Here is a 23,697-nt window from a genome sequence, read left to right as displayed (position 1 = left end):
CCGAGTGCCTCGCAGTAGGCGATGGACTCCCGGACAGGACCTAGGCTGGGGGCTCGGAGGTGAGCGGTGACGAATCGACCGCGGGCAAGCCTCGGCCGGGTTCTCGACGACCTGGGCGCGACCTTGCTGGAGCTCGTGCACGGGGATCCGGATCGGCCGGCGGAGATCGGCGGCATCGTCATCCTCGATCCGCTCGACGAGCCCGTGCTCCCCTCGCACGCCCTCGTCCTCGGCGTCGGGCTGCACGAGCCCGACCGGATCGCCGACGTGCTGCGTGATCTCGGCCGTCAGCAGGCCGCCGGGCTGGTCGTCCGCTCCCCCATCGCGGCCGGCGACCTCTTGGCGGCCGCAGTGGCCGAGTCCGGAGTCGCTCTGCTGGCGTTGACCCGCGGCGCGTCGTGGGACCAGCTCGCCGTACTGCTGCGGTCTCTCCTCGCCGACGGCGACGTCGGTGAGGTGGAGACCCTCGCGGGCATGCCGTCCGGCGACCTGTTCGCGCTCGCCAACGCGACCGCCGCGCTGCTCGATGCACCGGTCACGATCGAGGACCGCAGTTCGCGCGTGCTGGCGTTCTCCGGTCGGCAGGACGAGGCGGACACGGCTCGGGTGGAGACGGTCCTCGGCCGTCAGGTGCCGCAGCGGTACTTCCGGCTGCTGACGGAGTACGGCATCTTCCGCGAGCTCTACCGCACCGACCGTCCGGTGCACGTCCCGCCGTTGCCGACGACCGGCCAGACCTTCACGATCCCGCGGGTCGCCGTCGCGGTCCGCGCCGGCGACGAGATCCTCGGCTCGATCTGGGCCGCGGTCCGCGACCCGCTCACCGCCGAACGCTCCCAGGCTCTTTGCGACGCCGCGAAGTTGGTTGCCTTACACATGCTCCGCATCCGCGCCGGTGCCGACGTCGAACGCCGCCTGCGCGCCGACCTCGTCAGTACGGCGTTGGAAGGCGGCCCCGGCGCACGCGCCGCGCTGGACCGGTTGGGGCTGGCCGACCAGCACCTCGTTGTACTCGCTCTGGGGATCATCGCCTTCGACTCGGAAGACTCCGTTGTCCAGACCGACGAATCGCTGGTCAGTCAGGCCGGACTGGCTGGGGAGCGTCAGCGGTTGGCTGATGCGTTCGCCATGCACCTGGGCGCTGTGCACCCGCGGGCAGCTGCTGCGTTGGTCGGGGATGTCGCTTATGGGCTGATCCCGGTACGGCCGGACCGGTCCGACGGCGAGGAGCGCGCCGTACGCATCGGCAAGCACTTCCTCGAACGGATCGGCGACCGCGTCACCGCCAGCATCGGCGTCGGCCCGGTCGTTGCTGAGGCTGCGCATCTACCCAATGCGCGTGCTGGTGCCGATCGTGCTCTGCGGGTACTGCGGACCGGCCGTGGCTCGCCGCGTGTCGCCCGGCTCGCGGATGTCCACGTCGACACGCTCCTGCTCGAGCTGCGCGACCTGATCGAGGCGCGGGGCGACGAGCCGACCGGTCCGATCGCCCTTCTCGTCGCGTACGACCGTCAGCACAACACCGACCTGGTCGAGACCCTGCGGGCGTGGCTGGACGCCTTTGGTGATGTCGCAGCGGCTGCTGCAGCGGTCTATGTGCACCCCAACACCTTCCGGTACCGCCTGCGCCGGCTGGCCGAGGTTGGGGAGCTGGACCTCGACGACCCCGACTCCCGTTTCGCAGCCATGCTCCAACTCCGCCTGGTCAGCCCACCGCACCGCCTGATGACCCGCTAACCCACCCGATGACCCCCTGAGCCGCCTGGTGACCCGCTGACCCGCCATCCTTCCGGAGAGCAATCGCGGACGAGTGGACGGGGCACACATGAGCGACTGGTGGCGGGAACGGCGGCAGAACGAGCAACTCGAGGACCTGCAGAGCGAGATGTCGTATGCGCGGCAGGAGACCTCGCGACTGCAATCACAGCTGTCCAAGATCCAGGGTGGTCTCCAGGAGCGCGTCAACCGCCTCTCGACCGCCTTCGACGCCTTCGTCGAACTATCCGACCTCCGCTACGAGATGTCCGGCTTCCTCGACGCCGCTGAGCTACGCCGCTACACCAGTCGCGTCCTCTCAGCGATGGCTTCCAGCACTCCCCTCCCACCACCCACCAACCCCGTTCCCCAATACTGGCTCGGCCCCGCCACCGAGGCGCTGATCGAACTCACCCGCGGGCAGGACGAGCAGGCGCCCGATACGGCGAAGGCACTCGACCACCAGGCGCTCGGTACGGCGATGGCGCTCGACGAGCGTCGGACGGCGACGTTCCTGGCGCTGGCGCTGGCTGCGCTCGGGCAGCGGCATCAGGTACGCAGTGAGTGGCTGGACGTGGCGTTCGGCGTACTCCCGGAGGATGGAACAGTGACCCGGGTCCAGCGCGGGCTGTGGGCTACTGCGGCGCGCGGTGGGTTCGGGGCGGACGGTCTGGAGCTGGTGGTGAAGCGGCTGCAGTCGGTCGCCCCACCCGCAGACGGCTGGCTGCCAAAGCTCGAAAAGCTCGGCGAGACGCCCCGCTCATCCGGCCCCCGCTTCGAGGCCGTAGCAGATCAGCTAACCGCAGCCACCCGCCTCGCCCGCCTCCGCTCCGCCATCGAGTCAATCGCAGGCAACCTCGAAGCACGCGAACCAGCCCGCACCCTCACCTACACCGCAGCCAACTCCAAGCCCGACACCAACGGCGCTACCGGGCGCGACCCGGAGACGGACTCACAGCGTGACTCGGAGCGGGGCCTGGGACAGGGCTCCGGACGTGACCTGGGACCGGACTCGGCGCGGGGCCTGGGGCAGGGCTCGGGAGGTGATCTGTGGCGGGACCTGGGACGCGACTCGGGCCGGGAACTGGGACGAGACTCGAGGCGGAGCCTGGGACGGGACTCGGGGCGGGACTTGGAGCGTGACCCGGGGCGCGGAATGGGGCGCGACATGGGGCGTGACTCGAGGCGCGGCTCGGAGCGTGACCCGGGGCGTGGCTCGGAGCGTGACCCGGCGCGGGACTCGGCGCGTCGGCGGGAGGTACGCGGAGGGGGTTCGGCTTCGGATGGGGCGGTTGCGCAGGACAGCACCGCCGCGCTGCTTCGGCTGCTGATCTCCGAAGGGAGTGAGCCGGAGCGGGAGTCGCTGGCGCGCGTCGCCGTACTGCGGGCTCGGATCAGCGGCGCCGGTGAGTCCGGGGCCGAACGGCTCGAGGACCCGGTCGGTACCGTCGAGGAGCTGCTCGCCGACGACCTGAGCCAGAACGACGACCCGCACCTGGCGGCGACCGTACTCCGCGTCATCGGCCCATCCCTTCTGCCTGCCGTCGAGGACCTGGCGCAAGTCGCGGGCCAGCCAAGCCCCACCCAGATCGACGTATCCGGCGACGGCCACACGATCGCGATCCGTCCTGACGGCCCCGACCAACTCCAGCTGAACACTGCCGTGTCGTCGATCAAACAGTCCGCCGGTGTCGTCACCGCCGGCAAGTACGCCGTCCCGGCCATCCTCGTTGGCGTCGGCGCGGTCGTCGCGATCGGTCTCGGCTTCGTGAACGCGATCTGGATCGTCGCCGGCCTGATCCTGATCGGCATCGGCGCCTTCCGCTACTGGAACATCCGCACCGCCGCCAAGGCCGACCAATCGGCCGCCGCCGACCGAGCCACCCGCCTCACCGACCGCTGCACCACTGCAGCCACCCAGCTGTCCGACTACATCAAAGCCACCAACACTCGCCAAGCCACCATCACCACCAACCTCACCACCATCCGCAACCACCTCACCACCTGAACCGCCAACCCCACACTCCGCAAGCAGCCGCGAACCGGGCTGGGGTAGGACCCGCGGGACAGGATGGACCGGCGAGACCAGCCTGGGCCGGAACCAAGCGAGGCGGATCGGGCCGGGCTGGATCGGCGGGACGGGCGGGACGGACGGGCGGGATGGGGCGGGGCCCCGGGACCGGGACGGGACCCACGGGACCCGGGACAGGCCGGGGCAGGACAACCGGGGCCGAGACCAGCCTGGGCAGAACCCGGACGGGGCTGGGACGGGGCCGGGCTGGGCCGGGCTGGAGCGGCGGGCGGGGTCGGCTAGTGGTTGCGCCAGGTGGATTGGTGGGTCCAGTGGATGAGGGTGGCGGCTTGGGTGGTGTTGTAGAGGGAGGCGGTGCCTGTTAGGGGGGTGCGGATTTTGGTGTGCGGTGAGTAGCGGGATAGGAGGTCTGTGGTGGGCTCGGGGCGGCCGGTGTCTTCCGCGGCGATGACGAGGGTGGCGTAACGGGCGTGGGTGCGGGGTTCGAGCGAGAGGGTGCAGGCTCGGGCGGCTTCGCGGAGGTCGACGTAGCCCCAGAGGTTGCGGCGGTTGTCTTCGGGTGGGGCGTCGGCGATGTACCGGCGTACCTCGTCGGGGGTGAGGATCCAGTGAAAGCGCAGGGCGGTGACCTGTACGCCGCGGCGGGCGTACGTCTGGCCCACGCGTTCCAGGGCGTCCTTGGTGAGCGCGTACGGGTCGACGTAGCGGAGCTCGGTGTTTTCGTCGATCGGGACGTCCGGCGTACCGATCTCGTCCGGGGACCAGGCGGTGCCGTAGATCGAGCCGCTGGAGGCGAGGACCGCGGTGCGGATGCCTTGCGTCCAGGCTTCTTCCAGCGCGTTGAACGTCGTGATCGTGTTGATCTCGAACAGGCGGACCGGCTCGATGTTCTCCGGGCTGGCGATGCCGGCGCAGTGCACGATCGCATCGGCTCCACGCAGCGAACGGGCCACCGCATCGCGACTCATCAGATCGACAGGGTCAGGTCCGGTGAGGTCGGCTTCGATCACCTCGTGTCCGGCGGCGATCAACTGCCGGCAGACCTCCGCCCCCAGCTTGCCTCGTGCACCACTGACCCAGATCCGCATCTGCCGCATGCTAGCCCGCGCACACCGGCACCCAGCCTCGGGCGCCGACCCGGCTGAACGCGTCCAGCTCGAATGCCGCCGGTTCAGCTCGAATGCGGACGCCCGGCTCGGGAGGGGAACCGAGCCGGGCGTCTGTCGCGAGGTCAGGTCGCGGACCTCGTGGGTGTCAGGCCTTGCGCTTGGTGACTTCTTCGGTGGCGGTCGGGAGGACCTTGTGGAGGTCGCCGACGACGCCGAAGTCGACCAGTTCGAAGATCGGGGCCTCGGGGTCCTTGTTGACCGCGACGATCGTCTTCGAGGTCTGCATACCGGCGCGGTGCTGGATCGCGCCGGAGATGCCGGCCGCGACGTACAGCTGCGGGGACACAGTCTTGCCGGTCTGGCCGACCTGGTACGCATGCGGGTACCAACCCGAGTCCACCGCGGCACGCGATGCACCAACGGCTGCACCCAGCGAGTCCGCGAACGCCTCGACCGGACCGAAGTCACCACCGGTGCCGCGGCCGCCGGACACGATGATCGCGGCCTCGGTCAGCTCCGGACGACCCGTCGCCTCCCGCGGCTTGGACTCGGTGATCCGCGCCGTCTTCGCCGCGTCGGAGATCGACACGTCGAACTCCTCGACCTCCGGAGAGGTCTCTGCGGCCTCCGGGGTTGCGGCGTTGGGCTTGACCGTGATGATCGGCGTGCCGTGGGTGACCTTCGACTTGACCGTGTAGTTGCCCGCGAACACCGACTGCGTGGTCACCGGGCCGGCACTGTCACCGGCCTGCACGTCGACGGCGTCGGTGATCAGCCCGGAGTCGAGCTTGACCGCCAGCCGCGCGGCGATCTCCTTGCCCTCGGCGTTCGACGAGATCAGGATCGCCGACGGCTCGACCTTCGCCGCAACCTGCTGCAGCGCCTCGGCCTTCGGCGCGACCAGGAACTGCGAGAGCTCCGGATTCGACAGGGCGATCACCTTGGTCGCGCCGTACTGCCCCAGGGCCGGGAGCGCGTCCTGCACACCCTCACCGACGAACACCGCAACGGGCTCACCGAGGCGGCGGGCGATGGTGAGGAGCTCGGCGGTCGTCTTGCGGACCTTGCCCGCGGCGTGGTCGACCAGAACCAGAACGTTCGACATAACTAAGACCCCGCTCCTCAGAGGAACTTGTTCGTGGACAGGAACTCGACGAGCTCGGCGGCACCGCTGCCGTCCTCGTCGGTCACGATCGTGCCGGCGCTACGCGGCGGACGAGCGGTCACCTCGACCACCTCGGTCCACGCCGACGAGCCGCCGACCTGGTCGGCGGTGAGCTCCAGATCGGCGAGCGACCAGGTCTCGACCGGCTTCTTCTTCGCCGCCATGATCCCCTTGAACGACGGGTACCGCGGCTCGTTGGCCTGGTCCGACACGGACAGGACCAGTGGCAGCGTGCCCTCGATCGTCTCGCTCGCGGTGTCGCCGTCGCGGCGGATCCGGACGGTCTGCCCGTCGACGGTCACCTCCGAGCCCAGCGTTACGGCCGGCAGCCCGAGCCGCTCCGACACCATCGCGGGCACGACGCCCATGCCGCCGTCGGTCGAACCCATCCCGAACACGACCAGGTCGGCGTCGAGCTTGGCCAGCGCCTTCGACAGGATCAGCGATGTCGCGACCGCGTCCGAACCGTGGATCGCGTCGTCGACCACGTGCACGCCGGCGTCGGCGCCCATCTGCAGGCCCTTCTTCACCGCGTCAGCAGCCTGCTCCGGACCGACGGTGAGAATCGTCACCTCACCGTCGCCGGACTCCTTCACGGTGAGCGCGGTCTCGACGGCATACTCGTCCAGCTCGGACAACAGCCCGTCGACACCGGCACGATCCACCGTGTTGTCCTCGGAGCGGAAGCGGCGGTCCGCCGTGGCATCCGGCACGAACTTCGCGCAGACGACGATCTTCATAGCGTGTGGGACCCCTTCTGGTTAACGGTCTCTCCCAAGCCTGCCACGGATGTTACCCGCGAGAAACATACGCCTCGTGCGAGTCCCATCACAGTCCCGGCACCGCGGAGGGCACGATCAGCCCCTCTCAGTCCGACTCAGTAGTCTGACTCGGGTGACCGAGACGTTACCGCTCACCGGCGAGAGGACCGCACCCGGGATCTGGCACGAGAACTATTGGTTCGCGCGCCACGACGCGGCCTATCGCTGGATCACGGCCCATCTGCCGATCGAGCGGACCGGCCGGATCCTCGACGCCGGCTGCGGCGAGGGCTACGGCGCGGAGCTGCTCCGCCTGGGGGGCGCGGACTCCGTGACCGGTCTCGACTATGAACATACGACGTTGCGCCACGTCCGCCGGGTTTATCCACAGACCAATGTGGTGCGCGGCAATCTCGTGCAGACGCCGTTCGCAGACAACGCGTTCGGCTTCGTCACCTCGATGCAGACGATCGAGCACCTGTGGGAGCAGCCGCGGTTCATCGCGGAATGCGCGCGCATCCTCGCGCCGGGCGGGACCGTCGTCCTGAGTACGCCGAACCGCCTGACCTTTCCGCGCGGGAATTGGTACCACACCCGCGAGGTGACAGCCGCCGAGTTCATCGAACTGCTCGAGCCGTACTTCGACATCACGCACGCGTTGGGACTCCACCACGGCGAACGGCTGACGTCGTGGGAGACGCAGTACGGATCGTGTGTGGACGCTCAGCTCGCCGCCGAGCACGGCCAGTGGGACGACAACCTGGCCGTGCTCGTGCGGAGCACCACGTACGAGGACTTCGAGATTCGCCCCGGTCAGCTGGACGAATCTCTCGACCTCGTCCTGGTGGCTACGGCCGGATGATGCGCTCGACGATCTTGCCGGCGATCAGGTAGACGAGCGCCGCGATTCCCCAGTTGACGAGCAGGGTGTTCTTGGCGGTCTCGAGCCGGAACAGGTCCTTGAACGGGCCGACCAGGTCGTGACCGCGCTCGAGGATCCAGCGCACGATCTCGTTGCTCTGGTTGGTCTGGTCCAGCGCGGTGAACAGCGCGCCGAGCGCCAGTACGGCGGCCGCGAGCACCGCGATCAACCAGATCAGCGAGGCGATCAGGTTGCGCAGCTTGCGCACACCGGAGCCGACCGAGGACAGCGCCTGCTTGCCCTTGCCTGAGCCCGATCCCGATGCGCCGCCCCGGGCCGTCGGCGGTTTGTTGCCTGAGGCACCGGTCGGGCCCGAGGTCTTGCCGCCCGCCTTGCCCGCAGCGGCCGCCGAGCCGGTGGAGCCGGTCGAGCCGGTTGCGGCACCCGCGGTCGCGGCCGGCTCCTTCGCAGCAGCGTCCTTGGTCGCGGCCGGCTGATCGGGTGCGGCATCCTCCGAGGCGGCCGCACCCGACGAGGCCTCGGCCGCCGCCTTCTCCCGCGCCCGCTGCTCGGCCACGATCTCGGCCGCGGTCTTCGGCCGGGCCGTCTTCGTCGCCGTACCCCCGCCGCTCGAGGCAGCCGCGGCCGCGCCAGTCGCCGTACCCGCGTCCTTGTCCGGCGTCACGTCCGCCTTGGCGGCCGTTCCCTTCTCGTCCTGCGTACCCACGTCGTCCATCTCCTCAGCCGGGGTCCGTTCCTCGTCCGTGGCCACCGAGCCCACGCTGTCCGCCTTCTCGACCGTGTCGAGATCAGCCTCGGTCGGTGCGGCCGGCGGTCTCCTACGCCGACTGACCGGGACCGGGCGCGGCGACAACCGGCGGCGGGCACCCGCTACCGGGGCCGGCGCCGCTGTGCTGCCGTCTGCTGCCTGTGCTTCCGAGCTCATACCTGCATTCACGCCCATGTCTGGTTCGTTTGTTTCAAGCACTGGTTCCAACGTAGCGCTACCGGGTGCTGCGACGATCGGCACCGGGTCGACGGCGCGCGTCCTGGCCTGCGTGATCGAGCCGTCGGCCGCAGCCTGGTCGAGCAACGACCGGGCCGCCGGATCCGCCGGATCGATCGCAGCCGGGTCCGCCACGCTACTTCTCCTCTCCGACGCTCAACCGGTCGTGGGCGTCCGACCGGACGTGGGGGCCATAGTGCCCGACTGGTGAGTAACTTGAGAACCCCTCACGGTCCTCTTTTTCACCATCTGCTTCTACCTCATCACCACCCGCATCCCCCTGACCGACGCTCCGGGGAACGGCAGGCCGGTTTTCGGAAGCAGGCGGAACGGGCGCGTCCGCAGGCTCGACAGGCGGAGTGCCGGCGTGGAGCTGGGCGGTCGTCCGGTCGTTGGCCGCGGCGAGACCTGCCAGGTACTTGCGGCGTTCGGCGCCGGCGGTGTACCGCTTCGTGCGGTCAGCCTGCACGACCGCCGGGACGCCAGCGGCCACGGCGTACGCCGGGATGTTGCCTCGGGCAACGCTGTTGGCGCCGATCACCGCGCCGCGGCCGATGTCGGCACCGCGCGTGACCGTCACCTTCGTGGCCAGCCAGCAATCGGGGCCGATGCGGACCGGGGACTTCACCAGGCCCTGGTCCTTGATCGGCAGGTCGAGATCCTCGGTCTTGTGGTCGAAGTCGCAGATGTAGGTCCAGTCCGCGATCAGCGTCGACGCGCCGATCTCGATGTCCAGGTAGCAGTTGACGGTGACCTCGCGCGCGAACACGACCTTGTCGCCGATCCGCAACGTCCCCTCGTGCGCCCGCAACCGGGTCTCGTCACCGAGATGCACCCACCTGCCGAGGATGATCCGGCCGTGACCGCGGCGCGCCACGATCTCCAGATTCTTGCCCAGGAAAACGAAACCCTCGGTGATCACCTGCGGGTGGCGCAGCTTGAACCAGGCGAACCGCCAGTAGCGCTTGAGGTAGTACGGCGTCCACGCCCGGTGGCGCACCACCCAGCGCAGATTCGCCACGGACAGCAACCGCATCAACACACCCTACTGCTTGTCCTACTCCTTGTTACTGACCCCGGTGATCGAGACGTTGTAGTACAGCTCATCGGGCACAACGGTGGAAAGCACCTTGTCGACCTTGGACAGCTGCAGCCACGACTTGTACGCGAACATCCGCCAGCCGAACCCGAGCTTCTGCTCCGGTACGGCGGCCTCGAACGTCCGGATCGGCCACCCGACCCACGCCGCCAGCAACTCCTCCGTGACGGTGCGAACCTGCGAAGCACCCGCCCGCGTCGCCATCCGCGCCAGCGTGTCCGGATCGAACGTGTGCAGATCGACGACCGCCTCGAGCGCAGCGGCCCGCGAGGACTCGTCCAGCTCCTCCTGCGGTCGCCGCCAGTGCGCCAGCGCCGGCAGCTTGGTCACGTTCGTCGTCGCCCACCAGGTGAAGCGGGAGAGTCGCCGGGCAATGAAATCGCCGTACCGCGTGGGCTCGCCGCAGATCACGAACCGGCCGCCCGGCTTGAGCACGCGCAGCATCTCGCGGAACGCCAGCTCGACATCAGGGATGTGGTGGATGACCGCGTGCCCGATGACGAGGTCGAACGTGTCGTCGTCGTACGGCAGCTTCTCCGCGTCCGCGACCCGGCCCTCGATCGCGAACCCGAGCGTCTTCGCGTTCTTCTTCGCCGCCTCGACCATGCCCGGCGAGAGGTCGGTGACGTGCGCCTCGTCGAGTACGCCGGCCAGCTTCAGGTTCAGCGTGAAGAAGCCCGTCCCGGCGCCGATCTCGAGCGACTTCCCGTACGGCCAGCCGCGCGAACCGGCGACCGCGGTGAAGCGGTCCCGGGCGTAGTCGACGCAGCGTTCGTCGTACGAGATCGACCACTTCTCGTCGTACGTCGACGCTTCCCAGTCGTGGTACAGCACCTGGGCGAGCTTGTTGTCGTTCCAGGCCGCCTCGACATCTTCGGCGGACGCGGCGGGCTTCGAAGTAGCAGACATCATTTTCCCTTGAATTCAGCTTTACCGGGACCGTTCTCGACGAACGAGGTCATCCCGATCGCACGGTCCTCGGTGGCGAACAGCGCGGCGAACTGCTGCCGCTCGATCTCCAGCCCGGTGGTCAGGTCGACGCCCAGACCGGAGTCGATCGATTCCTTGGCCGCGCGCAGTGCCATCGCTGCACCACGTGAGAACTGCGAGGCCCAGGCGACCGCTTCTTCATAGACGGAAGCGGCCGGCACGACCCTGTCGACCAGCCCGATCGCGAGCGATTCGGCGGCGTCGACGAAGCGACCGGTGTAGATCAGGTCCTTGGCCTTGGACGGGCCGACCAGGCGGGACAGGCGCTGCGTACCGCCGGCGCCGGGGATGATGCCGAGCAGGATCTCCGGCTGGCCGAGCTTGGCGTCGTCCGCGGCGATCCGGTAGTCGGCGCAGAGCGCAAGCTCGCAACCGCCGCCCAGCGCGTAGCCCGTGATCGCGGCAACGGTCGGCTTCGGGATCGCGGCGACCGCGGAGAGCGACGACTGCAACGGACCGGAGCGCTTGGCCATGTCGGCGTACGACATGTCGGCCATCTCCTTGATGTCCGCGCCGGCCGCGAACACCCGCTCGCCGCCGTAGATCACGACCGCACGGACGGCGTCGTCCTCGGCAGCCGCGGCGGCGGCGGCCCGGATCTCCTCCTGGACCTGGACGTTCAGTGCGTTCATCTTCGGCCGATCCAGCCGGATCGTGCCAACCCCATCACTCACGGTCAGGTTGACGAACTCGCCCATAACCCAGCTCCCTACGGTTCCCGGGGACTACCCATCGGTCACATCCCCGGGAACCGTACCGGACCAGAGCAAGCTGGTGTACTACGGGCTTCTAAAGATCGACGGCCTGGCCGGAAGCCGCAGAGCGACGGGCTGCGTCGACGATGCGGAGCGTGCGGAGGCCCACAGCACCGTCTGGTTGGGGTACTACGGCCGGCGGCTGCCCGGCGACTGCCGGTCCGGACGTGCGAACCGCGTCCAGGAAGGTGTCGAGCATGGACTCGTCCAGGTTGCCGCCGATTCCCAGGAACACCTCACCGTTGGCGTCCGTGCCGCCCACGTGCGGGCGGAACGGCTCGATCTCGACCGAACCGTTGGTGCCGGTCACCTGCAGCGAGACGCCGCCCCAGGTCGGACCGTTGTCCGGGACACTCCAGGAGAAGTCGATGGTTGCCAGCAGCCCGTTGTCGTAGTTGATCGTCACCAGACCGCCGGTCTCCACCTCCACCCCCTTGTCCTGGTGCAGAATCCGGTTCGACGCGGCGTACACGCGGGTGGCGGACGCACCGCCGGTCAGGCCGTCGATCAGGTCCGCGCAGTGCACGGTGTGGTCGATCATGGCGCCTCCACCGGCCTGCTTGGCGTCGACGAACCACTGCCGCGCGGCGTACGGGATCTTCCCGTTGTTCGTCCCCAGTACTGCGAACACGTCGCCGAGCCGGCCAGCCTCGACGTTCGCCCGCAGCTGCAGGTACGACGGCGCAAAGCGGACCGGGTACGCGACCATCAGGATCACGCCGGCCGCCTCGCATGCTGCGAGCATCGCCTCGCCGTCGGCGACCTCCGTGGCCAGCGGCTTCTCGCAGAGCACGTGTGCACCGACAGACGCAGCACGCTCGACCAGTGCGCGGTGGCCGGCGTTCTCGGACGTCACGATGACGGCGTCGGGTCCCCACGCGAACAGTTCGTCGTACGTGTCGACGTACGGGACGCCGAACGCCTCAGCAAGAGCCGCACCGCGCGGTCCCTCGTCCGGTGCGGACGCACCGTCAGGGTCAGCAGCCAGTACTTCGACGTCCGGCATCGCAGCGAGCAGATGCGCGTACGACCCGGCGTGGACGTGGGCGAACGAGGCCAGAGCAACCTTCAGGGTCATGCCACCGCTCCACTCGAGACGAAGGTCTTCATGTCGATCGGCTGGCCGGACTCCATCGACGCACGCGCCGCCTCGGCCAGGTAGACAGCGGTCGCGCCGTCGGACGCGAGCACCCGCGGCTCCGGCCCGCCGCGCAGCCCGATCGCCAGCTCACGCAGCTGCGTGAGGTAGGGGCTCTCCCCCAGCGTCGACGCCGGAATCAGCAGGTCGCCGCCGGCACCGCCGTTCTGCAGCTCTTCCCGGTAGCCGGTGTCGGCGTCCGAGGTGAACTTCAGTACGCCGGTCGACCCCGCCACCTGGAACCCGGTCTGGAACGTCGTACCCGTCGCTCCCCAGGTCGCCCGGCAGTGGCTGATGGCACCGCTCTCGTGCGTGAGCGTCACATGCGCCGCCACGTTGACCGGGCTGATGCCGTCGACCGTCGGCGGGTTCTGCACGGCGTACACCGTGGTGACCTCGCCGCACAGCCAGCGTGCCTGGTCGAGGTCGTGCACCATCAGGTCCATGATCACGCCGCCGGAGTGCGCGACGTCGCGGTACCAGCCGGCGCCGGCCGGCGAGGAGGCCTGCCGGTAGAACCGCGCCACCGCGACCTCACCGATCCGCCCGGCCTGGATCGCGTCGTACGCCGCCTTGTACGCCGGGAAGAACCGCACCACGTGCGCCGGGTACAACCGGACGCCGGCCGCGTTCGCCGCGTCGATCACCTCGTGCGAGTCGGCCGCCGTCAGCGTCAGCGGCTTCTCGCAGATCACGTTCTTGCCCGCCTTGATCGCGGCCAGCGTGATCTCCTTGTGCGTCGCCGACGGTGTGACGATGTCGACGAACTCCACCTCCGTGGCCAGCAGCTCGTCCAGTGACGGCACGACCTCCAGCCCGTACTCCTCCGCCAGCTCCTCGGCGCCTTCCAGCGAATACACCAGGACCCGGGCCCCAACGGCCTTCCACGCGGCCACGTGCACGTGGCTGATGTTGCCCGCGCCGATCAGACCCACGGTCAGACCGGCAAGCTCTTCCGACATGAGATCCCCTACAACCCTGTGGGTAAATTAGTAACGGTCCCTGCGTATCACTGCGCACAGGCGTTCGCAACCACCGTCTCACGAACATAAGTGCCTCACTATCGAGAACTCACCCCGAACTGTGCAGAATGTGCCGGTGAAAGAAGCGACCGCCGCCCCGAGCGCTCCCGGCCTGACCGCCGGCACTGATCCGCGTCCGGGCGCAGTGGTCCAGACCGATGGGACCACCTTCACGCTGTGGGCTCCGGCCGCCGAACGGGTCGAGCTGGCCCTGATCGCGGACGACGGCAGCCAGCGGAACCTGGACCTGAGCCACACCGGGGAGTTCTGGACCGGGTTCGTGCCGGGCGTCGGCGCCGGCCAGCGGTACGGATACCGCGTGCACGGCCCGTTCGACCCTTCGCACGGTCTGCGCTTCAACCCGTCGAAGCTGCTGCTGGACCCGTACGCCCGGGCCGTCGACGGGTCGCTGGACTTCTCCAGTCCGTTGATCTACGACTCGTCCGACGGCGATTCGGCCGGCCATGTCCCGGTCGGCGTGGTCGTCGCGGACTCGGCTCCGCCGCCCCCGATCAGCAAGCCGGTGCACTGGGGCGAGACGGTTATCTACGAGCTGCACACGAAAGGCTTCACCAAGCGGCACCCCGACGTACCTGAGCATCAGCAGGGCACGTACGCCGGACTCGCGCATCCGTCGGTAATCAAGTATCTGACCGAGCTCGGCGTGACGTCGGTGGAGCTGCTGCCGATCCACCACTTCCTCACCGAGCCGGCGATCGCCGCGCGCGGCCTGCCGAACTACTGGGGTTACAACAGCCTCGGCTTCTTCGCGCCGCACGCGCCGTACTCGTCGTCCGGTTCACGCGGTGAGCAGGTGGCCGAGTTCAAAGCGATGGTCGCCGCGTTCCATGCCGCGGGCATCGAAGTGATCCTCGACGTGGTCTACAACCACACCGCCGAGGGCGGGTTCGACGGGCCGACGCTGAGCTTCCGTGGGATCGACAACCGCGCGTACTACCGGCTCGCGCACGGCGCCGCGATGTACGACGTGACCGGCACCGGCAACTCGGTCGACACCTCGCACCCGCAGGTACGACGGCTCGTGATGGACTCGCTGCGCTACTGGGTCGAGGAGATGGGCGTCGACGGGTTCAGGTTCGACCTCGCGGTCACCCTGGTGCGGAACGAGCGGCACGAGGTGGACATCCCCGGCCATCCGTTCCTCGCCGAGGTCGCGGCCGACCCGGTGCTCGGCCGGGTGAAGCTGATCGCCGAGCCGTGGGACGTCGGGCCGTTCGGCTACCAGGTCGGCAACTTCGGTCCGCCGTGGTCGGAGTGGAACGGCAAATTCCGCGACAGCGTCCGCGACGTCTGGCGGAACACGTCCGACGGCGTGAAGGACCTCGCGTACCGGCTGTCCGGCTCGAGCGACCTGTACGGCGACGACGGGCGGTACCCGTACGCGTCGATCAACTTCGTCACCGCACACGACGGGTTCACGCTGCGGGACCTGGTCAGCTACGACCACAAGCACAACGAGGCGAACCACGAGGACAACCGCGACGGCACCGACGACAACCGCTCCTGGAACTGCGGCGTCGAAGGCGAGACCGACGACCGGCGCGTGATCGCGTTGCGCAAACGGCAGATGGCGAACCTGATGTCGACGCTGATCCTGTCGACCGGCGTACCGATGATCACCGCCGGGGACGAGTGCGGCCGGACGCAGCACGGCAACAACAACGCCTACTGCCAGGACAACGAGATCTCCTGGTTCGACTGGTCGTTGCCGGCAGCATGGTCCGACCAACTCGAGCTGACAAAACAGCTGATCGCCCTCCGCGCCGCCCATCCGGCCCTGCGCCAATGGCACTACTTCTCCGGCCGCCCCGTCGTCGCCGGCGGCCGCAAGGACCTGTCCTGGATCGCCCCGCACGGCGGCGAAATGACCGACGCCGACTGGTTCGACGGCAACCTCCGCACGATCGGCATGTTCCTCGCCGGCGACGCCCTCCGAGCCACCGACACCGAAGGCAACGCCCTCACCGACAGCTCGTTCCTCCTGGCCCTGAACGCCACCCCCCAAACCCAGCCGGTAGTAGTCCCCGACGCCTCCTGGGCCCCGGCGTACGAGGTAGTCCTCGACACCAGCCACAGCATGGTCACCGAAGTAGAAGCCGGCGCCACAGTCCCCCTCGCCCCCCGCTGCCTGGTCCTGCTCCGCGCTCTCTGAGGGTTGTTAACCTTTCGCCTGTACATTCGTCGGTCACCTGCTGTTCATCTCTGGGGGGATCGATGTTTCTGCTGCAGCGTGGGCGTGAGCGGACGACTCCTATTGGGGCGCTGCACCGCGCGATCATGCGGTGGGGGGAGGCTGAGCGGACCAGTTCGCGGCTCGCAATTCAGCGGTGGGTGGACGGTGTGGCGTACGTCGACGTGCAGGCGCGGACGTATGCGGAGTACTGGACTCGGCAGAACTCGGCGGCGTTGTCGTCCGAGGGACCGCTCTGGGTTGTGCTGGGTGATTCGACCGCACAGGGTCTGGGTGCGTCCTCGCCGCTGCACGGGTACGTCGGACAGGTGCTGAATGCACTGCGTCGGAAAGGCACGCCGTGGCGGGTGCTGAACCTGTCGCGGTCCGGTGCGCAGACGCGGCATGTGCTGCACGACCAGCTGCCACTGCTCGACGGACTGGCGCCGGCGCTCGTCACCTGTGGCATCGGCAGCAACGACATCCTCGCCACCTCGCCGAAGCGGCTGCGCGACCACCTCCGTCAGGTGATCGACCGGCTGCCCTCATCGTCAGTTGTGATGGACCTGACCGTCCCGGACCGGCTCTGGCGAGTCGGTGGAGCTGTCAGCCCGTACGTCGCCGGCATCAACCAACTGATCAGCAACACGGCCACTTCGCGCGGACTGCCTGTCGCCGAGGTCTCCCGGTACGCCCGGCCGCCGTGGCGAGGCATGCTCGCGCCGGACGCGTTCCACCCGAACAACCTGGGCTACCGCCGCCACGCCGACGCCCTGCTCGCCGCACTGCCGGCCGACGTACTCAAGCCCTGAGCAGGCGCTCCAAACGGTCGAGCGACTTGGCACTCTCCTGCCGGACCCGGATCGGCACGATCGCCGCCCGGCCCGGTACCCGAATGCCGCCGGTCAGCGCCACGCGCGTACCACCGCCCGGCTCGGCCGCGACCGCCATGCCCATGATCAGGAAGCGACTCTGCAGCCAGCACCACCCCGGCCGCAACTGCCCAGTCAGTCGCGCACGCTGACCGAGTCGGCCCTTCGCCAGTACGACGACCCGGTCGCCGTCGCGTTCGAGCACAGTTGCCGAGACGAGGTCAGCCTGGATCTCGGCGAACACGTCCAGGTCCGCGAGCATCGACTTCACTCGATCCGGCTCGGCGGGCAGTACGCGTTCGGTGACTACGGCGCCCGGCACGCCCGCGGCGAGAGCACGAAAGCGCTCGATGTCTGTCAGTTCGATGGTCGGCCAGTCGGTCATGATCTCCACGCCTTCCGAAAGCTCGCCCGCGCACGGTGCAGCCGCGACTTCGCCGTACCTGCCGGGACGTCGAGTACGGCGGCTGCGGCCTGCTCGTCCATTCCTTCGAGGTCCCGCAGTACCAGGACCGCACGGTGCTCCGGCGACAACCGCCGGAGCACGTCCTGTACGTCGACCGTCAGTTGCGGATCGTCCGCAGCAGGCAGGTCCGCCAGCTCGGCCGGCTGCTGCCGCTGCCCGCGCCGCGCAACTCGAACTGCCTCGCGCACGGCGATCGCGCGCGCCCAACCGAACACGGCGGCCGGATTCTCCAGACCGCGCAGACCGCGGAAGATCGCGATCAACGCCTCCTGCGCCGCGTCCGGTCCATCGCTGAGGGCGATCGGTCCGCAGATCCTCCCGACGTACGGCGTCAGCGCGTCGAGCACGTCGTTCATCGCGACCGTGTCGCCGCGCTGCGCCGCACGGACAAGCTGTTCCTCGATCATCTGAGGAAAGCTGCGATCAACGGCGTCACGTCGTCCGCGCAGTCGACGGTGAGCGCGTGCCCGCAGCCCGGCAGCACTCGAACGGTTGCGTTTGGCAACAACTCGCCGAAGCGGGCGGCCTGGGCGACCGGCAGCACGGTGTCGTGGTCACCCCACAGGACGAGCGTGGGCTGTCGCGTGAACGGGAGTGCTTTCTCGGTGACGCTCCAGTCGAGACCGCGCTCGAGGGCGTACATGGATCGCACGTTGTCACGATACGTTCCGGGGACCCACATCGAGTCGACGAGCTGCGACGTGACCAGGTTCTGGTGCACGAACAGTCCGCGGACCGCCGACTCGACCATGCTGCGGTTCGCCGCGAGCTTGGCGAGCGCCTCGCCGACCAGTGGTTGTTTGAGCATCTCCCAGCTCCAGACATCCGGCTCGTCCAGACCGGACGGGGCCAGCAAGACGAGCTTGCTGACCCTGTCCGGGTGCTGTTGGGCGTATGCGAGTCCCCAGCCGCCGCTCCACGAGTTGCCACCGAGCACGACCTGCTGAAGCTGCAGTGCGTCAAGGAACTGACCGAGTGCGTCGGTCATGCCGTCCAGATCGAACGCGAACTGTTCATTGTGCAGACGGGTCTCGCCTTGACCGGGAAGATCCACGGCGTAGACGGTGTGGTCGTGTGCCAGAGCTGCCAGTTCTGCGTCCCACGCGGAGGCAGGTGAGGCACCTGGTGCCAGCAGCACCACTGGTGAGCCAGTCCCCCGCTGCAGGTAGTGAAAGCGCGCCAGGGCCGTGTCGACGTAGCGCGAATCAGCTGACGCGGTCGGGTGCAGCTGTTGACCCGGTTCGTAGACGTAGGCAACCAAAGCGACCACCGTCACCACAGCAACCGGCCCTGCCACCACAGCTGCCTTCAACCACCGCATTCGCAGCAGCCTCACATCCGCAGCACACAGTGCGATGCAGGCCGGCGTATAGAGCAGCAGGTTGAGCCAGAAGAACGCAGTACCTGCGCTGGTGAAGATCCACACCAAGCCGAGAGCGGCTCGGGCGGCCAGCCCTGCTGCGAGGCCCGCTACTACAACGCGAGCCGCCGCGGACCGGTCAGACCGAAGTACCGCGAAGGCCAGCAGCAGGTGCAGCACTGCGAGTGGCAGCACCATCTGCGGAGCGAATGACACTTGGACACCGAGCACCGCTCGGGAGAGTGATCGCTCGTCGGGCGCGGGCCAGGTGGCGCCGGTCGCCCAGTAGATGTGTAGCGCCGCAAGCAAGACGTGTGCGCCTGCGACGATCCTTCGAGACCCCATCCCGACCCCTCCTCAGCTGTACCTGACATCTGCGAAGAGGAGTCGTTCGATCGAGACGTTCCCTGCGTGACGCAGGTCTCACGCCTCGGGGGTCTTCGGGGGCTCGGGGACGACCGGAGCGTCGGCCAGGAGCAGGTAGAGCGAGCGGCGCGCTTCGGCCAGGACCTTGGCGGCGGCGGTGCGCTGCTCGTCGGAGCCGGTGCGGGCGACCTGTCGAGTGGCTGACGCCAACTCGTCGAGCAGTCCGCGCAGGTCGGCCCCAGGACCTGTGCCGGCGTACGGAGCGAACGGGTCGATCGACGTCTCACGACGGCCTTCGACGTACTCGCGACCGGCGTCGGTCAGTGTGACGAGCTTGCGGCCGGCCTCCGCGGTCACGGTGACCAGGCCCTCGTCTTCCAGTTGGTTCAGGGTTGGGTAGATCGCACCGGGGCTGGGGGTCCAGCGCCCGCCGCTGCGGTCGGCGATGGCCTGCATCAACTGGTAGCCGTGCATCGGCTCCTCGGCAAGCAGCATCAGGACGGCCGCTCGGACATCACCGCGCGGCGCTCGACGGCCGGAACCACGGCCCGGGCCGCGTCGGGGTCCACGCTCACCACGCTCACCACGGCCGCTGCGCTCGCCGCGTCCACCGTGCATCGGCATGCCTTCTCCCATCCGCGGTCCACCGCGGCGGGGGTGATGGTGGCCGCCTCGGCGGCGGCCTCTGATCTCGTTGGGGGTGTTCATAATATCCTCCTCGATATTGTTCATGACACTAACGATATATCGTTACTGTCTCTAAAACAACCCCCTCTTCGAAACTCGGTTGCGGGCGCACCTCGGCGTGCCGAACGTGGGGAGATGGACACCTTCGAGGAACTGATGGGCGAAGTGCTGTCGACCGCCGACAGGTTCGGCCACCGCGAGCATGTGCGGCTGACCTGGCTCGCCGTACGACGCTGTGGGACGGCCGGCGCGGTCGACCTGGTCAGCAACGGGATCCAGCAGACGGCGCGGTACGCGGGGGCGCCGCAGAAGTACAACGCCACGGTCAGCAGGGCGTGGGTCGAGCTGACGGCGTACCACATGAACGAGGCACCCGACGAGACCTTCGACGAACTGCTGGAGCGCAACCCCGGCCTACTGAACAAGCGCCTACTGACGCACTTCTACGACCCCGCACCCTCGCCTCAACCGAGGCACGCACCAGCTGGGTGGAGCCTGACGTGAGACCTTTCCCGGTCTGACAACCCCGCCCCCACCACGAGGGCTGGCCGCCTCCCTCACCACGAGCCCGGGCGCCGCCCTCCCCACCCTGACCACGAGGATCGGGTTCCCTCCCCCAACAAGGCCGGGCGCCACCCTCCCCACCCTGACCACGAGGACCGGGTGCCCTCCCCCCAACAAGGTCGAGACCACCCTCCCCACCCCCACCACGACGGCCGGGCGCCGCCCTCCCCACCCTCACCACGAGGGCCGGGCGGCCTCCCCACCCCCGGCACGAGCGAAGCGAGTGGCGGGTTTCTTTACCTTGCCCCTGGGGCAGAGGGTTTGATGGTTGCGTGTTGACGATCAGTGAGTTCGGGCGACGAACCGGCCTTTCCCACAAGGCGTTGCGGTTGTACGACGTATCCGGCCTGCTCGCGCCCGCTCAGGTCGACCCGGCCAACGGTTACCGCCTCTACGACGAGGCACAGCTGGAGCGGGCCCGACGGATCAGTGTGCTGCGGCAGTTGGACATGCCGCTGACCACGATCGCCGAAGTACTGGCGGGGACCGACGAGGAGGGCTTGATCCGGCTCGACCGCTGGTGGGCCGCCGAAGAGGCGACCACGGAAGCCCGCCGGTCGACCCTGCAGTACCTGCGCGACCGCCTGTCCCGCTCGGGTACGACGGGACTGGCACCGCGCCGGGTACTGACCCGGGACGTGCCGGCGACCAAGATCGCGTCGATCCGCGCCGACACCAATCAGCAACTGCTGGTCGGCATCATCGTGACGTGTACCGACGAGATCATGGCGCATCTGAGCGCGGCCGGCGCTAGTGCGACCACGGGGTCGTGGGTGATCTATCACGGCGCGGTGACGCCGGAGGGCGAGGCCACGGTCGAGGTGTGCGTGCCGTTCGACGGCCTTGTCGACCCGGCGGGCCGGATCGGGATCCGGGTCGAGCCGGCGCACCGGGAGGCGTACTGCACGATCACGATGAACGAGTGCGCGTACCCGCGGATCATGCTCGCGTACGACCTCGTGACGGACTGGGTCCGGGCGAACGGCGTACCGGAAGCGGGTCCGCCGCGTGAGGTGTACCTCCAGGACTGCCAACTGATCCCCCGCGACGAACCGGCCGTCGACATCGCTCTACCCATCCTCGAGAGGAACATCTGATGGACTACACGACCCAGAGCCGGTTCAGCGATCCCGGCGACCACGCCGGACTGTTCGACGCGCTGCCGGACGACATCCCCGGGATCGCCGCCGTGACGCGCGGCCTGATCATCCACTACCGCGCCGGCGGTATCGAGTTCACCGGCGAGCGGCTCGCCGAGATCGACAGCCGCTGGGTATCGGCCATCCTCGCCACGGACCAGAAGCGCAACGGTACGCCGCTCGCCGTACCGCGGGAGCCGGGCGACCGGGTCGTCGGCTGCTGCCGCGATCACACGCTGCTGTTCGTGTCGGCCCTGCGGCACAAGGGGATCCCGGCGCGGAGCCGGGTCGGTTTCGCGGAGTACTTCGCCGAGGGGTTCAACCACGATCATGTCGTCGCCGAGTACTGGAACGGCAACCGCTGGGTGATGATCGACACCGAGCTGGATCAGGCCGACTACCCCTTCGACGTGGAGGACATGCCGGCCGGCCCCTTCAAGTCGGCAGCGGAGGTGTGGCTCGGGTACCGGGCGGGTGAGCTCGACGGCGACACGTACGGAGCCGATCCCAACCCGGACGCACCGCTGAAGCTGCACGGCGGCTGGTTCATCCGCAACTACGTGCACTACCAACTCGCCCACCTGAACGGAGACGAGCTCCTGCTCTGGGACAATTGGGGCGCGATGTCGGACCGGCTCGACGGCGCCGACCTCGACCTGACCGATCGGATCGCGCGGCTGATGGTTGCCTCTGACAACGGAGACGAGACCGCGACGAAGGAGGTCAACGAGCTCTACCGCATGGATCCGGACCTGACCTTCGCCGGCCGGTCGTTCCACACCTCACCCGCCGGCGCACCACCCTTCACGTGGGTCGACATCAGCTGACTCGGCCTGGTCTGGGTTACCGGACAGAGCCGAGGTCCGCGACCACCTGGTCGATGCTGTTCAACAGGGAGAGATGACCTTCGCCCGGCAGGAAATGGAAGGTGCAGCCCGAGACGTGCGCGGCGAGCCAGTGACCGTGGTCCGCAGGGACCATACGGTCCTGGTCGCCCTGCCAGATCGCCACCGGGGTGGTGATCCGATCCAGGGGGAAGCCCCAGTCCTTCACGAACGCTAGGTCGTCGTCGCGCCAGCCGGCGATGCTCTCGGCCACGGAACGCCGGCAGGACGCCGCGAGCCAGTCCAGGATCGGACCGGTCATCGCCGCCTTGTCGACCTCGGACACCAGGTCACCGAAGGCAGCCGCCAAGTCCGCCGGAGCAGCCGCGGCCAGCCCGCTCGACGCCGCTTCCAGCAGTGGTTCGAGGGCATCGCGGCCCTCGAACGCGGCACCGAACTCGGCAAGGTTCTCCTCGCCCATACCGACCATGAAGTCCAGCCCATCCGCGTTGGCCGGACCCACGCCGGCCACTGAGGCCGCCGCGATACAACGCCCGGGAAGCAGCGCAGCACAGGCCAGCGAATGCGGTCCCCCACCGGACATGCCGATGCTGTAGAACCGGTCGGCACCGATCGCGTCGAGCAGAGCGGCCGTGTCGGCCGCCACATCGGCGATCGACCGTCCCGGATTCGGCGTCGACGCGCCGTACCCGGCCCGACCGGGGCTGACCAACCGCAGCCCATGCCGCACGGCCGACTCCGCGAGCGGAGCGAACCGCACCGCGGCACCCGGAGTGCCGTGATGGAACACGAGCGGTACGCCGTCCGCCGGCCCCTCGATCAAATACTCCAACTTGCGGCCATCGGCGAGCTGCACGAATTCCATGGCGCACAGCGTAGCCTCAGCCAACTCCGTTCCGGAGGCCGTCGAACAACCGGTCGAGCCGAACGCGATGGTCGGCCGCCACATCCTTAGGCGCGTCGCCCGCCGTCATGCGCCGTGCGGTCTCGACGAGCACGGTGGTGTAGCCGGCGATGAAGAACGCGGCCAGCAGTGATGCATCGCCGTCGAAGGCCGGGTCGCGGTCAAGCTCTTCCTCGAGCGTCTGCTGGAGCTCGGACGCGATCTCCCGCGACCGGGCGATCAGTGCGGGTGAGGCCGCGACGGTCCGGTAGAACGGGACCGATCCGTCCTTGACCCCGGCGAGCGCGTGCTCCTCGTCGAGGAGGCGGATGGTTGCCTGCTGCAACGACGTCAGTACGTCGGCAGGGCGGTCGCGCACGGCGGATAGCAGTACCTCGACGGCCTCATCGGTGCGGTCGAGGAGCAGGTCCTCCTTGCGGGGGAAGTGCTTGAAGACGGTCACGCTCGAGACGCCGGCCTCGCGCGCGACCTCGGCGACCGTGACGCCGTCGAACCCGCGTTCGAGGAACAACCGCGTCGCGACGTCCGAGATCCGGGCTCGCGTCTGCGGGCCGCCGCGTGCATCGGTTCTGGGCATCTTCCCTCACTTTCTTGTGTCACTAAGCTTAG

The 23,697-nt window shown here is 68.7% G+C and carries 23 protein-coding genes; 8 read left to right on the top strand and 15 right to left on the bottom strand.

Going from position 1 to position 23,697, the window contains the following annotated elements; genetic code table 11:
* Positions 1-66: 66 nt before the first annotated feature.
* Both EV653_RS39460 and EV653_RS39455 read left to right on the top strand, forming a co-directional pair.
* Positions 67-1,737 carry a PucR family transcriptional regulator gene (locus tag EV653_RS39460; protein ID WP_134111442.1) on the top strand — a complete coding sequence of 557 codons (1,671 nt, stop codon included), beginning with the start codon at positions 67-69 and terminating at the stop codon, positions 1,735-1,737.
* A gap of 88 nt (positions 1,738-1,825) precedes the next feature.
* Positions 1,826-3,763 (top strand): hypothetical protein, encoded by a 1,938-nt coding sequence (locus EV653_RS39455; RefSeq protein WP_166679706.1) that lies wholly within the window; start codon positions 1,826-1,828, stop codon positions 3,761-3,763.
* A 302-nt stretch (positions 3,764-4,065) separates the two neighbouring features.
* Here the strand turns inward: EV653_RS39455 and EV653_RS39450 are convergent, their stop codons facing one another.
* From EV653_RS39450 to EV653_RS39440, 3 genes are all read right to left on the bottom strand, one after another.
* The gene (locus EV653_RS39450; RefSeq protein WP_166679705.1) at positions 4,066-4,875 is read right to left on the bottom strand and encodes an NAD-dependent epimerase/dehydratase family protein; all 810 of its coding nucleotides are present in this window, start codon (positions 4,873-4,875) and stop codon (positions 4,066-4,068) included.
* Positions 4,876-5,041: 166 nt separating this feature from the next.
* Positions 5,042-6,001, bottom strand: coding sequence for an electron transfer flavoprotein subunit alpha/FixB family protein (locus EV653_RS39445; RefSeq protein ID WP_134111439.1), 960 nt, complete (start codon positions 5,999-6,001; stop codon positions 5,042-5,044).
* A gap of 17 nt (positions 6,002-6,018) precedes the next feature.
* Positions 6,019-6,801, bottom strand: coding sequence for an electron transfer flavoprotein subunit beta/FixA family protein (locus tag EV653_RS39440; RefSeq protein WP_134111438.1), 783 nt, complete (start codon positions 6,799-6,801; stop codon positions 6,019-6,021).
* A 154-nt stretch (positions 6,802-6,955) separates the two neighbouring features.
* On the opposite strand from EV653_RS39440, the gene EV653_RS39435 reads away from it, so the two are divergent.
* Complete coding sequence (locus tag EV653_RS39435; protein WP_134111437.1) at positions 6,956-7,684, top strand: class I SAM-dependent methyltransferase; 729 nt, start codon at positions 6,956-6,958, stop codon at positions 7,682-7,684.
* Here the strand turns inward: EV653_RS39435 and EV653_RS39430 are convergent.
* The 6 genes from EV653_RS39430 to EV653_RS39405 form a co-directional block, all read right to left on the bottom strand.
* The gene (locus EV653_RS39430) at positions 7,671-8,825 is read right to left on the bottom strand and encodes a hypothetical protein (RefSeq protein WP_134111436.1); all 1,155 of its coding nucleotides are present in this window, start codon (positions 8,823-8,825) and stop codon (positions 7,671-7,673) included. The two genes, EV653_RS39435 and EV653_RS39430, sit on opposite strands and share 14 nt — an antisense overlap.
* 1 nt (position 8,826) lies before the next feature.
* Positions 8,827-9,726, bottom strand: a complete 900-nt coding sequence (locus EV653_RS39425; protein WP_134111435.1) for an acyltransferase — start codon at positions 9,724-9,726, stop codon at positions 8,827-8,829.
* 21 nt (positions 9,727-9,747) lie between these two features.
* A complete protein-coding gene (locus EV653_RS39420) occupies positions 9,748-10,698 on the bottom strand; it encodes a class I SAM-dependent methyltransferase (RefSeq protein ID WP_134111434.1) in 951 nt (316 codons plus the stop codon).
* Positions 10,698-11,477 carry an enoyl-CoA hydratase/isomerase family protein gene (locus tag EV653_RS39415; protein WP_134111433.1) on the bottom strand — a complete coding sequence of 260 codons (780 nt, stop codon included), beginning with the start codon at positions 11,475-11,477 and terminating at the stop codon, positions 10,698-10,700. Before EV653_RS39415 ends, EV653_RS39420 begins: the two co-directional genes overlap by 1 nt.
* A gap of 91 nt (positions 11,478-11,568) precedes the next feature.
* Complete coding sequence (locus EV653_RS39410; protein ID WP_134111432.1) at positions 11,569-12,612, bottom strand: Gfo/Idh/MocA family protein; 1,044 nt, start codon at positions 12,610-12,612, stop codon at positions 11,569-11,571.
* Entirely contained in the window at positions 12,609-13,634 is a 1,026-nt protein-coding gene (locus tag EV653_RS39405; RefSeq protein ID WP_134111431.1) for a Gfo/Idh/MocA family protein, read from the bottom strand. Before EV653_RS39405 ends, EV653_RS39410 begins: the two co-directional genes overlap by 4 nt.
* Before the next feature lie 172 nt (positions 13,635-13,806).
* On the opposite strand from EV653_RS39405, the gene glgX reads away from it, so the two are divergent.
* Both glgX and EV653_RS39395 read left to right on the top strand, forming a co-directional pair.
* Positions 13,807-15,867 (top strand): glycogen debranching protein GlgX, encoded by a 2,061-nt coding sequence (gene glgX / locus EV653_RS39400; protein WP_370359566.1) that lies wholly within the window; start codon positions 13,807-13,809, stop codon positions 15,865-15,867.
* 62 nt (positions 15,868-15,929) lie between these two features.
* On the top strand, positions 15,930-16,697 hold the full coding sequence (locus EV653_RS39395; RefSeq protein WP_134111429.1) for an SGNH/GDSL hydrolase family protein: 768 nt from the start codon (positions 15,930-15,932) through the stop codon (positions 16,695-16,697).
* Here the strand turns inward: EV653_RS39395 and EV653_RS39390 are convergent.
* The 4 genes from EV653_RS39390 to EV653_RS39375 all read right to left on the bottom strand — a co-directional run bounded on the left by EV653_RS39390 (position 16,687) and on the right by EV653_RS39375 (position 19,573).
* Positions 16,687-17,142 carry a hypothetical protein gene (locus tag EV653_RS39390; protein ID WP_134111428.1) on the bottom strand — a complete coding sequence of 152 codons (456 nt, stop codon included), beginning with the start codon at positions 17,140-17,142 and terminating at the stop codon, positions 16,687-16,689. The two genes, EV653_RS39395 and EV653_RS39390, sit on opposite strands and share 11 nt — an antisense overlap.
* Positions 17,139-17,630 carry an RNA polymerase sigma factor gene (locus EV653_RS39385; RefSeq protein WP_134111427.1) on the bottom strand — a complete coding sequence of 164 codons (492 nt, stop codon included), beginning with the start codon at positions 17,628-17,630 and terminating at the stop codon, positions 17,139-17,141. Before EV653_RS39385 ends, EV653_RS39390 begins: the two co-directional genes overlap by 4 nt.
* A complete protein-coding gene (locus EV653_RS41480) occupies positions 17,627-18,928 on the bottom strand; it encodes an alpha/beta fold hydrolase (RefSeq protein WP_166679704.1) in 1,302 nt (433 codons plus the stop codon). Before EV653_RS41480 ends, EV653_RS39385 begins: the two co-directional genes overlap by 4 nt.
* Before the next feature lie 78 nt (positions 18,929-19,006).
* On the bottom strand, positions 19,007-19,573 hold the full coding sequence (locus tag EV653_RS39375) for a PadR family transcriptional regulator (RefSeq protein ID WP_202872044.1): 567 nt from the start codon (positions 19,571-19,573) through the stop codon (positions 19,007-19,009).
* 198 nt (positions 19,574-19,771) lie between these two features.
* Here EV653_RS39375 and EV653_RS39370 point away from each other — a divergent pair, with 198 nt between their 5' ends.
* The 3 genes from EV653_RS39370 (at position 19,772) to EV653_RS39360 (ending at position 22,166) form a co-directional block, all read left to right on the top strand.
* Entirely contained in the window at positions 19,772-20,140 is a 369-nt protein-coding gene (locus EV653_RS39370) for a hypothetical protein (protein ID WP_202872043.1), read from the top strand.
* Positions 20,141-20,472: 332 nt separating this feature from the next.
* Positions 20,473-21,297, top strand: coding sequence for a MerR family transcriptional regulator (locus tag EV653_RS39365; RefSeq protein WP_134111425.1), 825 nt, complete (start codon positions 20,473-20,475; stop codon positions 21,295-21,297).
* Complete coding sequence (locus EV653_RS39360) at positions 21,297-22,166, top strand: transglutaminase domain-containing protein (protein ID WP_134111424.1); 870 nt, start codon at positions 21,297-21,299, stop codon at positions 22,164-22,166. The genes EV653_RS39365 and EV653_RS39360 overlap by 1 nt, the downstream gene beginning before the upstream one ends.
* Positions 22,167-22,182: 16 nt before the next feature.
* On the opposite strand, the gene EV653_RS39355 is transcribed toward EV653_RS39360, so the two are convergent.
* Positions 22,183-23,049: an alpha/beta fold hydrolase gene (locus EV653_RS39355; RefSeq protein WP_134111423.1), complete on the bottom strand. Its 867-nt coding sequence runs from the start codon at positions 23,047-23,049 to the stop codon at positions 22,183-22,185.
* Between the two features lie 16 nt (positions 23,050-23,065).
* Positions 23,066-23,665: a TetR/AcrR family transcriptional regulator gene (locus EV653_RS39350; RefSeq protein ID WP_134111422.1), complete on the bottom strand. Its 600-nt coding sequence runs from the start codon at positions 23,663-23,665 to the stop codon at positions 23,066-23,068.
* Between the last annotated feature and the right edge of the window lie 32 nt (positions 23,666-23,697).

It is taken from the genome of Kribbella pratensis (genome assembly GCF_004365355.1).
Lineage (GTDB): Bacteria > Actinomycetota > Actinomycetes > Propionibacteriales > Kribbellaceae > Kribbella.
The sequence above is the reverse complement of the archived record's forward strand: the minus strand, read 5'-3'. Positions and strand labels throughout refer to the sequence as shown.